Annotated in this window: 10 protein-coding genes and 1 pseudogene; 7 read left to right on the top strand and 4 right to left on the bottom strand. The window is 39.3% G+C overall.

Annotated features, from left to right (window positions below; translation table 11 throughout):
- The first annotated feature begins 72 nt into the window (after positions 1 to 72).
- Genes JCM9157_RS22080 through JCM9157_RS22090 form a run of 3 tightly spaced genes read left to right on the top strand, consistent with a single transcriptional unit; the run spans position 73 to position 2,247 of the window.
- Positions 73 to 381 carry a hypothetical protein gene (locus JCM9157_RS22080; RefSeq protein WP_035668449.1) on the top strand — a complete coding sequence of 103 codons (309 nt, stop codon included), beginning with the start codon at positions 73 to 75 and terminating at the stop codon, positions 379 to 381.
- A 5-nt stretch (positions 382 to 386) separates the two neighbouring features.
- Positions 387 to 1,466, top strand: coding sequence for an A/G-specific adenine glycosylase (gene mutY, locus JCM9157_RS22085; protein ID WP_081734292.1), 1,080 nt, complete (start codon positions 387 to 389; stop codon positions 1,464 to 1,466).
- Positions 1,467 to 1,488: 22 nt separating this feature from the next.
- The gene (locus JCM9157_RS22090; RefSeq protein WP_035668451.1) at positions 1,489 to 2,247 is read left to right on the top strand and encodes an SDR family NAD(P)-dependent oxidoreductase; all 759 of its coding nucleotides are present in this window, start codon (positions 1,489 to 1,491) and stop codon (positions 2,245 to 2,247) included.
- A 63-nt stretch (positions 2,248 to 2,310) separates the two neighbouring features.
- Here the strand turns inward: JCM9157_RS22090 and JCM9157_RS22095 are convergent, their stop codons facing one another.
- The 3 genes from JCM9157_RS22095 to yfhS form a co-directional block, all read right to left on the bottom strand.
- Complete coding sequence (locus JCM9157_RS22095; RefSeq protein WP_052013315.1) at positions 2,311 to 2,688, bottom strand: hypothetical protein; 378 nt, start codon at positions 2,686 to 2,688, stop codon at positions 2,311 to 2,313.
- A 398-nt stretch (positions 2,689 to 3,086) separates the two neighbouring features.
- Positions 3,087 to 4,055, bottom strand: coding sequence for an NADPH:quinone reductase (locus tag JCM9157_RS22100; protein ID WP_035668453.1), 969 nt, complete (start codon positions 4,053 to 4,055; stop codon positions 3,087 to 3,089).
- 130 nt (positions 4,056 to 4,185) lie between these two features.
- Positions 4,186 to 4,407 (bottom strand): mother cell protein YfhS, encoded by a 222-nt coding sequence (yfhS, locus tag JCM9157_RS22105; protein WP_035668456.1) that lies wholly within the window; start codon positions 4,405 to 4,407, stop codon positions 4,186 to 4,188.
- A gap of 100 nt (positions 4,408 to 4,507) precedes the next feature.
- On the opposite strand from yfhS, the gene fabL reads away from it, so the two are divergent.
- The 4 genes and pseudogenes from fabL (at position 4,508) to JCM9157_RS22125 (ending at position 8,176) form a co-directional block, all read left to right on the top strand.
- Positions 4,508 to 5,257 carry an enoyl-[acyl-carrier-protein] reductase FabL gene (gene fabL, locus JCM9157_RS22110; RefSeq protein ID WP_035668458.1) on the top strand — a complete coding sequence of 250 codons (750 nt, stop codon included), beginning with the start codon at positions 4,508 to 4,510 and terminating at the stop codon, positions 5,255 to 5,257.
- A 69-nt stretch (positions 5,258 to 5,326) separates the two neighbouring features.
- Positions 5,327 to 5,515: a gamma-type small acid-soluble spore protein gene (locus JCM9157_RS22115; RefSeq protein WP_035668460.1), complete on the top strand. Its 189-nt coding sequence runs from the start codon at positions 5,327 to 5,329 to the stop codon at positions 5,513 to 5,515.
- 237 nt (positions 5,516 to 5,752) lie between these two features.
- Positions 5,753 to 6,280 carry a nucleoside tri-diphosphate phosphatase gene (ntdP, locus tag JCM9157_RS22120; protein WP_035668463.1) on the top strand — a complete coding sequence of 176 codons (528 nt, stop codon included), beginning with the start codon at positions 5,753 to 5,755 and terminating at the stop codon, positions 6,278 to 6,280.
- Positions 6,281 to 6,431: 151 nt separating this feature from the next.
- A pseudogene (locus JCM9157_RS22125) lies at positions 6,432 to 8,176 on the top strand (ABC transporter ATP-binding protein).
- 47 nt (positions 8,177 to 8,223) lie between these two features.
- Here JCM9157_RS22125 and JCM9157_RS22130 read toward each other — a convergent pair.
- A complete protein-coding gene (locus JCM9157_RS22130; protein WP_035668465.1) occupies positions 8,224 to 9,309 on the bottom strand; it encodes an FUSC family protein in 1,086 nt (361 codons plus the stop codon).
- Positions 9,310 to 9,572: the final 263 nt, after the last annotated feature.

Consider the following 9,572-nt stretch of genomic DNA (forward strand, 5'->3'; position numbering starts at 1 on the left):
TATTTGGTGGAACTATGATATAGTTTATTTATACCCGAATTGTTAGTTATTAAAAAGGGGAGATTGGAAAAAATGACGAAACCTTTACAGATTTTTATGGAATATAAAGTTAAGGAAGATAACATTAAAGAGTATGAATTGGCCATGAAAGATGTGCTTGCTTATTTGGTTGATTATGAAGCGGAGAATATTCAGTGGTATGTTGCGGAGGATCAGCCGTTTCTTTATGTGGAGATGTATGAGGTTCCGACGACTTCGCATTACCAAATACTGAAGAAATTGCGGAGGCAGGAAGATCATTCTATCTTCGGCAAGATTGTCCCTTTTATTGAGGGCGGAGCAGAGAAGATACATTGTTGGGCCTTTCAAAGAAAGGAATAGGCAAAATGGAACAACAACACCTTAGAGATTTTAACAGTACAGGATTTCAAATTGATTTAGTTAATTGGTTTTTAGAAAACCAAAGAGATTTACCGTGGCGAGAATCAAAAGATGCTTACAGAGTTTGGGTGTCTGAAATCATGCTACAACAAACGAGAGTGGAAACCGTAATCCCTTATTACCAAGCTTTTATGCGTGAATTTCCGACTGCTGAAGCATTAGCCGAAGCGGAGGAAGACCGGATTCTTAAGGCGTGGGAAGGGTTAGGGTATTATTCGCGTGTTCGGAATTTACAAACAGCTGTTAGAGAAGTCGTTGAAAAATACAATGGAGTTGTTCCTGACACTAGAGAGGAAATCTCGACGTTAAAAGGAGTAGGTCCTTATACGGCTGGAGCCATTTTAAGTATAGCTTACGGGAAGCCAGAACCGGCTGTTGATGGAAACGTGATGCGTGTGCTCTCAAGAATTTTTATTATTGAAGAAGACATTGCTAAGCCAGCAACGAGAAAGATCTTCGAAAAGATTTTATATGAGTTGGTTTCTAAAGAAAACCCATCTGCCTTTAATCAAGGACTAATGGAGCTTGGTGCTTTAATTTGTACGCCAACTTCGCCAGGCTGTTTATTGTGTCCTGTCAGAGAACATTGCAGAGCCAATCAAAAAGGGGTACAAGCCGAGTTACCGATAAAATCGAAAAAGAAAAAACAAACGTCCAAACAAATGGCTGCAGTTGTTGTTAGAAACGAAAAGAATGAAGTTTTAATTGAGAAAAGACCTGAAACAGGCTTACTCGCACGGTTATGGCAGGTGCCAAATATTGAAACGAACATAGGCGATAACCAAGAAGAAATCTTAAGCAAGATGATGCTTGAGGATTTTGATGTTTCGATTAAGGTTGGTGGCCAGATTCAACAAGTGGAGCATGTTTTTTCACATTTAATATGGAATATCAATGTGTATGAGGCAGTTGTGACCGGTAAGGCAAGCGCAGAAACGGCTACGAGAAAGTGGGTTAAAACGAGTGAGATTGAGCAATATGCTTTCCAGTCTCACATCAGAAGATTATCCAACAGTCTGTCTTAGCCGCAATGAGGGAGGAAGTGTAATGGATTTAAATTTGAAGGATAAAGTAGTACTTGTAACGGGCGGTTCAAAAGGAATCGGTCTTGGAATTGCGGAAAGCTTTATAAAAGAGGGCGCTAAAGTAGCGATTGTAGCTAGAGGTGAAGATGCTTTAAATACGGCCAAATCTTTATTGAAAGATGTTCTCACGATTCAAGCTGATTTATATGATCAAAAAGATAGGGAAGAGGTTGTTCAAATAGTAATCTCACACTTTGGAACGATCGATATTTTAGTTAACAATGTTGGCGGAAGCAACGGCTCTACAACAGCTGAGACTGACCTTGATCTTTTTCATGAAGCTTTTGAATTGAATTATTTTTCAGCGGTTCATTTTAGTAAATTGGTGTTGCCTTACATGAAGGATAAACAAGCCGGTAGCATTATTAACATTTCTTCTGTTTTTGGCCGGGAATCCGGGGGGAAAGTTACTTATAATAGCGCGAAGGCCGCGATGATCAGTTTTACTAAATCGCTTGCGGATGAGGTTATTAAAGATGGGATTCGCGTAAATGGAGTGGCTCCTGGTTCGATTTTGCATCCTTCAGGTAATTGGCAAAGAAGGCTGGAGGAGAATCCTGAGAAAATTAACAACTTTGTAAAAGATGAAATTCCAGCAGGACGTTTTGGTACGGTGGAGGAGATCGCAAATGTTGTAGTGTTTTTAGCATCTGAGAAGGCTAGTTGGGTTGTTGGAGCTACCCTTAACGTTGATGGTGGTCAGTCGAAATCGAATTTCTAAGCATGCCTAAAAATCCTTGAGAGAAGTGTTTAGACTTTTCTCAAGGCTTTTTCGTGAGGTTTACTATAGATTTGTATCCGTTTCATCCTTATCGCTCACTGGATAAGCATCGTCGTTAATCATATGAATTTCTTTTATTCTTTCCTTTGTTATGGGTGTACCGAGCCTGTAAATTTCCTCGAAAACATCGTTTAAGCCGCGTTGATACTCGTTTCGATCGCGGTCGACTTTTTCATCATCAAAATGTCTGAAACTGAATAAGTTTCCTAGTTCAACATCATGGGATTGTACTTCATGTAATAGATCTTCAAACGCTTTTTTTTCTGCTTCCGTTGCTTCGATTTCATATTCAATTAATTGTCCATCGTTAACTGGAGTTGGGTTGATAACGTCCATGCTAATTGGGTTTAAATTAACGTAGTACAATTGTTTTTCTTCCATTGTAAAAAGCTCCTTTCAAAAATAAGGTTACTACATAGTTTTCCCGGGTTAGTTTGATCTTATTTTGAAAGTTTTAGTTAAAGCTGGGGATGCTGATAGGAAACGGGCCTCTGTAAGAGTTAAAAATTCACTTAATAGCGAAAACGCCAAAATAATAGCGAAAACGAAAATATATTAGCGATATCCGATTTTTATTAGTGAAAACGAAAATATAATAGCGAATTTCAATTTTTATTAGCGTACTCAAATTTATTCGCGAAAGCATTAAAGGTATTAGTTATTTATTTCTTGTCACAAGCACTCTTATCTCGTTATTAGCGAAAGCTCCATCTTTCTGTGTTTTCAAACAAAAAAGGACCGTCAAATTGGCATAAAATTTGACGGTCCATACTTCCGATCTAACCTTCATGAGATAAAATAATCCGCCCATTCACAGTCTTAGACTCAAGAGTTTCGTGAGCGGCAGCGGCTTCTTGATAGGAGAACACTTTCCCTACGTGACTTCGGAACAGGTTTTCTGAAAATCCTTTTGAGATTGCCTTTCCAGCTTCTTTTAGCTCAGCCGGTGGAGCAGTAAACAAAAGGACTCCAGTTAATGAGGCGTGTTTCATATTTAGTTGTCTCCATAATAGAGGAGGCATGTTGTTTACAGGTGATCCGATCGTGATGATTCGGCCTGTTAGTTGAATCATTTCAAGGTTCTTCTCCATGTTTTCACTTACAGACATGTCTAAAATTAGAGAGACGCCTTTTTGATCTGTCACTTCTAGAGCCTGTTTAACGAGGTCTTCTTCCGTGTAGTTAATAACGTGGTCAGCTCCAGCATCTTTCGCAATTTGAGCTTTTTCTTTGTTGCTTGCTGTTGCGATAACGGTAGCGCCTGCGTTTTTAGCTAGTTGCACGGCTGCGTGTCCGACAGCTCCGGCTGCTCCGTACACTAAAACCGTTTCGTCTTCCTTAAGGTTACCTCTGTTAAACAAAGAAAGATAAGCAGTCATATAAGGCATCGCGAGTGCAGCTCCGTCTTCATAGGAAAGATGAGCTGGAAGAGGGAAGACGGCTTCTGAGTTAAGAGCGACGAATTCGGCTGATGCGCCTTTCGCATTCGTTGCCCATACTCGGTCTCCGACTTGAACAGAATCCACGGCATTACCAACTTCAACTACTTCTCCTGCTAAATCAAAATGAGGAACATTCGGGAAGGCCTCAACTTGTCTGATCCCTTTTCTGAAATAGGTATCAACAGGATTGATTCCACTAGCTTTTACATTAACTAACACTTGATTTGGCTTAATCGAAGGTTTTTCAATTTCAGCAACTTTTAAGACATTTGGATCCCCATAAGCTTCATAGATAACCGCTTTCATTTATGTATCTCTCCTTTTGAAAAAAATGATTTTATCTTATCTATAATAGTAAACGACTATTCGGAAAATGAAAATAACTTTCACTTGATCAAAAGGAAGCGAGAAAAAAAGACGAGAAAATCTCTCGTCTTCAATCGTAATGAGGTTTCGTTCCTTGTGTCCAAGTCGCTTCTTGATGTAAACCGCCACGAGCTTCAATCTCACGGATGATCTCGCGGTGGATGCTCACGCCTTCTGAATTTAAATATGGTGTCATTTGTTGAAGGCCGTGGTGAAAATAAGCTAGTTCTTTATCGCTCCACTGATCAATTGACATCATCGTAAGTTCAGTCATGTCTCTACCTACATACATTCTAATTCCCCCTTGAATGGTTTTATGAGTAGTGTTCCTGTTCGATCAGCGAGCTATACGATATAATAATAACAATATGAAAAATTTGGAGGGTGTTTAGATGGAACGGAAAGTGGCACTTGTAACAGGGAGTAGTCGTGGAATTGGGAAGATGATTGCGATAAAGTTAGCTGAACGTGGGTACGATCTTGTTATTAATTATGCGAGAAGTAAACAAGCTGCACTAGATACAGCTAGTGAAATAGAGGTGCTAGGCCAAAGAGCTTTGGTTGTTAAAGCGAATGTTGGGAAGCCAGAAAAAATTAAGGAATTATTTGCAAAAATAGATGAGGAATATGGTCGTTTAGATATTTTAGTAAATAACGCGGCTTCTGGTGTGCTTCGTCCGTTAATGGAGCTTGAGGAAAGTCACTGGGATTGGACCATGGATATCAATAGTAAAGCGTTACTTTTTTGTGCGCAGGAAGCAGCGAAGCGCATGGAAAAAACGGGTGGCGGCCAAATCGTAAGCTTAAGCTCACTTGGTTCAATTCGTTATTTGAAAAATTATACGACAGTTGGAGTTTCGAAGGCAGCGGTAGAAGCGTTAACTCGTTATTTGGCAGTAGAACTAGCTGAAAAAGGCATCGTCGTGAACGCGGTATCAGGTGGAGCAGTTGATACCGATGCGTTGACTCACTTCCCTAACAGAGAAGAATTGTTGGCAGATGCTGCTGCGAGAACTCCTGCAGGTCGAATTGTTGAGGCAGAGGATTTAGCTAACACAGTTATGTTTTTATTATCTAAAGAAGCCAACATGATTCGAGGGCAGACAATCATTGTCGATGGTGGAATTTCTCTACTCGCTTAAAAAATTTAATGATTTAATTGCATAAAGTAATTCACCACAGGACATCTTAATGTCGTGGAGGTGATAAACATGGATAGACAACAACAACAAGCGTCTAAGACAAACGCTCAACAAGTTAGAAAACAAAACGCTGCTTCTGCTCAAGGCAATAGCTACGATACAGAATTTGCTAGCGAAACTGATGTACAAGAAGTACGTCAGCAAAATGCTCAATCTGAAGCTCGTAAGCAACAGAATTCTTCTTACAAGCAACAGTAATTGCATTTTCTTAAAAGCACTCTTTGGCAAAACGTCCAAAGAGTGCTTTTTTTTGCTTATATTGAATCTTTTTATCCTTGAAGTTTCAATATAAGTAAAAAAACGTTATAATAGAATAGACTGTATGTAATATAAGTGATTTAGATGTAGTAATGGAAAGTAGAGAATAGAGTAGGACAAGGTTCAAACTGCTCTACCTACTGACGTCCGACATTCTGGCAAAGAAGGGAGTAAGCTATGAATTTTCCCAAAGTAGGAAGCAATATTCAAATCCATAGTTATAAACACAATGGATTGATTCATCGCATTTGGGAAGAAACAATTGTGCTTAAAGGGACGTCAAAGGTTGTAATTGGAGGAAATGACCGGATTCTCGTCAAGGAATCGGATGGTAGAAATTGGAGAACACGTGAGCCGGCTATTTGTTATTTTGATTCCGAACAATGGTTTAATACAATCGGTATGATTCGATCAGATGGTATTTATTACTATTGCAACCTTGGTTCACCTTTTACTTGGGACAGCGAAGCCCTAAAGTATATTGATTATGATTTAGATATCAAGGTGTTTCCAGACATGACCTTTAAGCTCTTGGATGAAGATGAATATGATTTGCACAGAAAGATCATGAACTACCCACCAGCAGTAGATGATATTTTAAAAAGAAGTGTTGATGAATTGATTTCATGGATTCATCAAAGAAAAGGGCCGTTTGCGCCACAGTTTGTTGAAAATTGGTATGAACGTTTTCTTCAATATCGTTAACATAAAGGTCTGACCGTGATACGTGAACGAATTGTTCCATTCATTGTCAGGCTTTTGTCTTGAATTAAGGTACATAAAGGTTGAAGAGAGAAGAAAAATAGATAAGATGACGCAAGTTCCGATTCGTTTCTAAAAAAGAGGGGGTGGCGAACTGGACAGTATCAAGCGTTATATGGCTTTCGTAAAACCTTACTGGAAAGAAATTATTATCACCATTTTGATCGGAATACTTAAATTCGGCATACCGCTTTTACTGCCGTTAGTGATGATGTATGTGATTGACGATATTATCTTTGCGACTGCATTAGCGCAAGATGAGAAAATAGCTTTACTGTTAAAAATCATGGCGATCATGTTTGTGTTATTTGTAATAGTTAGGCCGCCAGTTGAGTACTTCCGCCAATATTATGCGCAGTGGATTGGAAGCAGGGTGCTCTACGACATTCGTGATCAGCTGTTTACACATATCCAAAAGCTAAGCTTGAAATTTTACTCTAATCGTAAAGTTGGAGAAATTATCTCAAGAGTCATTCACGATGTTGAGCAAACAAAGAATTTTGTTATTACAGGATTAATGAATATTTGGTTAGATTTAATTACGATCATTATTGCAATTATTATTATGTTAAATCTAAATGTTTGGCTGACACTTGTCGCTATTTCGATGTTTCCGTTTTACGGTTTCTCAGTGAAATACTTTTACGCAAGATTACGTCACCTTACAAGAGTTCGCTCGCAAGCATTAGCTGAAGTACAAGGACATCTTCATGAACGAGTACAAGGAATGAGTGTGATCCGAAGCTTCGCGCTTGAAGATCATGAACAAACGCAATTTGCGAAACGAAATACACACTTTCTTGATAGAGCAATTGATCACACAAAATGGAATGCTAAAACGTTCGCTGTAGTAAATACGATTACGGACGTGGCGCCATTGCTTGTTATATTCGTTGCGGGTTATTTTGTTATAACCGGTCAGCTAGAGGTCGGTGCGATGACCGCCTTTGTTCTTTATATGGAGCGACTGTACGGACCGTTAAGAAGGCTAATCAACTCATCGACAACGCTGACACAAGCAATTGCTTCGATGGATCGTGTGTTTGAGTTTATTGATGAGAAATATGATATTGAAGATGAACCGAATTCGAAACCGCTGCAAAAAGCAGAGGGAGATCTTGAATTTAGGAATGTTACGTTTCAATATAACGAAGATGAAAAGCCTGTTTTAACAAATATAACTTGACCGTTAAGCAAGGTGAGACGATCGCTTTTGTTGGAATGAGCGGTGGAGGAAAAAGTACGATTATTAGCTTGATTCCCCGCTTTTACGATGTAACTTCAGGACAGATTCTGTTAGACGGAGTAGATATTAAAAATTATAAAGTGCGTACATTGCGCGATAACATTGGTATGGTGTTGCAAGACAATATCCTCTTTAGTGATTCGGTAAAAAAGAACATATTAATGGGACGTCCGGATGCTAGTGATGAAGAGGTTTTTGCCGCAGCGAAAGCAGCAAATGCGCATGACTTCATTACTAAGCTTCTAAATGGGTATGACACAGAAGTCGGAGAAAGAGGAGTCAAGTTATCTGGAGGGCAGAAGCAACGTGTAGCGATTGCTAGGGTATTCTTGAAAAATCCACCGATTCTCATCTTTGATGAAGCGACTTCAGCTCTAGATCTTGAGAGTGAGCATTTAATTCAAGAAGCGATGGAGAAGCTTGCTAAAGACCGAACTACGTTTATCGTCGCCCACCGGCTATCAACGATTACCCACGCAGACCGAATTGTGGTAATTGAAAACGGTGAAATCGCAGAAGTAGGAAGTCATGACGAGTTAATGAGTCGAGAAGGAAGTTACAAAAAGTTATTTGAAGTTCAGCAATTGAATTAAATAAGAAAAAGGGTTATTTCAACTATGAACTTGAAATAACCCTTTTCTTATTCTTCTTCGATTGTTTTAATGTTCACTTCATTTTTATCTTGATGATAGTTGAAAAAGCTATCAACTAAATGATCTAAATGCGCTAGTTGTTCTTGGTATTCAATCATTTGCGATACAACAGGGAGAAGATGGAGCCATTGATCATAATCAATGCACGAGTGGTTTTGAAGACTGATAAAATAATTAAGTAACTCTTCTTTTCCTTTATCCATTGTCTCAATTAAGTCCTCGGAATGATTCGCATGGACTTTACCTATATACCGAAGTAAGATCCGATCATGATAGGAAGTTAAATAATCTAATTGTTTTTCAAATCTCTTGTGAGTTTCTTCTTGAATGAGAGAAATCTCATCTGAACGTCGTTCTAAGCTTTTCAAAACAAACAATGACTTTTTGGAAGTAACAAGCATTTGCCTGTACAGAACGACTTTCCGAGCCTTGCCGTATTTATTGCGCATAAAATAATTACGTTCTTCTTTATAAAGTAAAAATAAGTTCTCAAGCTTAACCATTTTTTCTTCGAGTCTTTGCAAATCTTTTTTGAGTGCGCGGTGATCTGCGGCGTTGCGAATGAACAGCATCGTCCATTGATTGATCTCCTCGGTTGATTGAACAAGCTTGTGATAAAGCTTTGTTTCGTACCTTGGTGGTATAAACACTAAATTAATAATGAAAGCCGCGACTACGCCTAAAAGAACAAGCGTAAATCGCCCGGTAGCAAATTGAATAAAATCCGTTGAGGGACTTTCCATAATAATGATGACCGTTACGATCGCTAACGGAATCGTTGTTGGTTCAAGCTTTACTTTTAAAATGATTGCGATCGCTAGAACAACGACTAATCCAACGACGAAGGGATCGTGACCAAATGTCATGACGAAAATAACAGCAAGAACGGCGCCGATGATATTGGCTTGTAGTTGCTCTAAAATCGTTTGAAACGTTCGGTATAAAGAGGGCTGTACGGCGATAGCTGCCGCAAGTGCCGCGAACATAGGTGGTTCGAGTCCTACCCACATCGCTAGATATAGGGATAGCATGACTGCCAGCCCTGTCTTGAATATTCGAGCACCAAGTTTCATAAGTGTCTTGTAACTCCTTTTAGTTTATAACCTATTTCTAGTATTGCATGGGGTGCGATTTATCAAACATAACGAATCGTAATATACAACGTTTGGCTTGTCTGAATCAAGCCTTTTTTGGTAATTAGTAGAAATTACTTATTTGAGCGGGGGGAATTACATAATAAGTGGAGGCTGAGATGCGCCGCTCCGGAAATATACTTCGCTTTCCGCGGGCGGCTGGTGAGCCTCCTCGTGCTTGCGCACTGTGGGGTCTCACCCTT

It is taken from the genome of Halalkalibacter akibai JCM 9157 (assembly GCF_000513135.1).
Lineage (GTDB): Bacteria > Bacillota > Bacilli > Bacillales > Bacillaceae_D > Halalkalibacter > Halalkalibacter akibai.

What these genes read in the sequence shown, in the direction of transcription:
- JCM9157_RS22080 (WP_035668449.1), top strand. Translation starts at nt 73, where the DNA reads ATGACGAAACCTTTACAGATTTTTATGGAATATAAAGTTAAGGAAGAT.
- mutY (WP_081734292.1), top strand. Translation starts at nt 387, where the DNA reads ATGGAACAACAACACCTTAGAGATTTTAACAGTACAGGATTTCAAATT.
- JCM9157_RS22090 (WP_035668451.1), top strand. Translation starts at nt 1,489, where the DNA reads ATGGATTTAAATTTGAAGGATAAAGTAGTACTTGTAACGGGCGGTTCA.
- JCM9157_RS22095 (WP_052013315.1), bottom strand. Translation starts at nt 2,688, where the DNA reads ATGGAAGAAAAACAATTGTACTACGTTAATTTAAACCCAATTAGCATG.
- JCM9157_RS22100 (WP_035668453.1), bottom strand. Translation starts at nt 4,055, where the DNA reads ATGAAAGCGGTTATCTATGAAGCTTATGGGGATCCAAATGTCTTAAAA.
- yfhS (WP_035668456.1), bottom strand. Translation starts at nt 4,407, where the DNA reads ATGTATGTAGGTAGAGACATGACTGAACTTACGATGATGTCAATTGAT.
- fabL (WP_035668458.1), top strand. Translation starts at nt 4,508, where the DNA reads ATGGAACGGAAAGTGGCACTTGTAACAGGGAGTAGTCGTGGAATTGGG.
- JCM9157_RS22115 (WP_035668460.1), top strand. Translation starts at nt 5,327, where the DNA reads ATGGATAGACAACAACAACAAGCGTCTAAGACAAACGCTCAACAAGTT.
- ntdP (WP_035668463.1), top strand. Translation starts at nt 5,753, where the DNA reads ATGAATTTTCCCAAAGTAGGAAGCAATATTCAAATCCATAGTTATAAA.
- JCM9157_RS22130 (WP_035668465.1), bottom strand. Translation starts at nt 9,309, where the DNA reads ATGAAACTTGGTGCTCGAATATTCAAGACAGGGCTGGCAGTCATGCTA.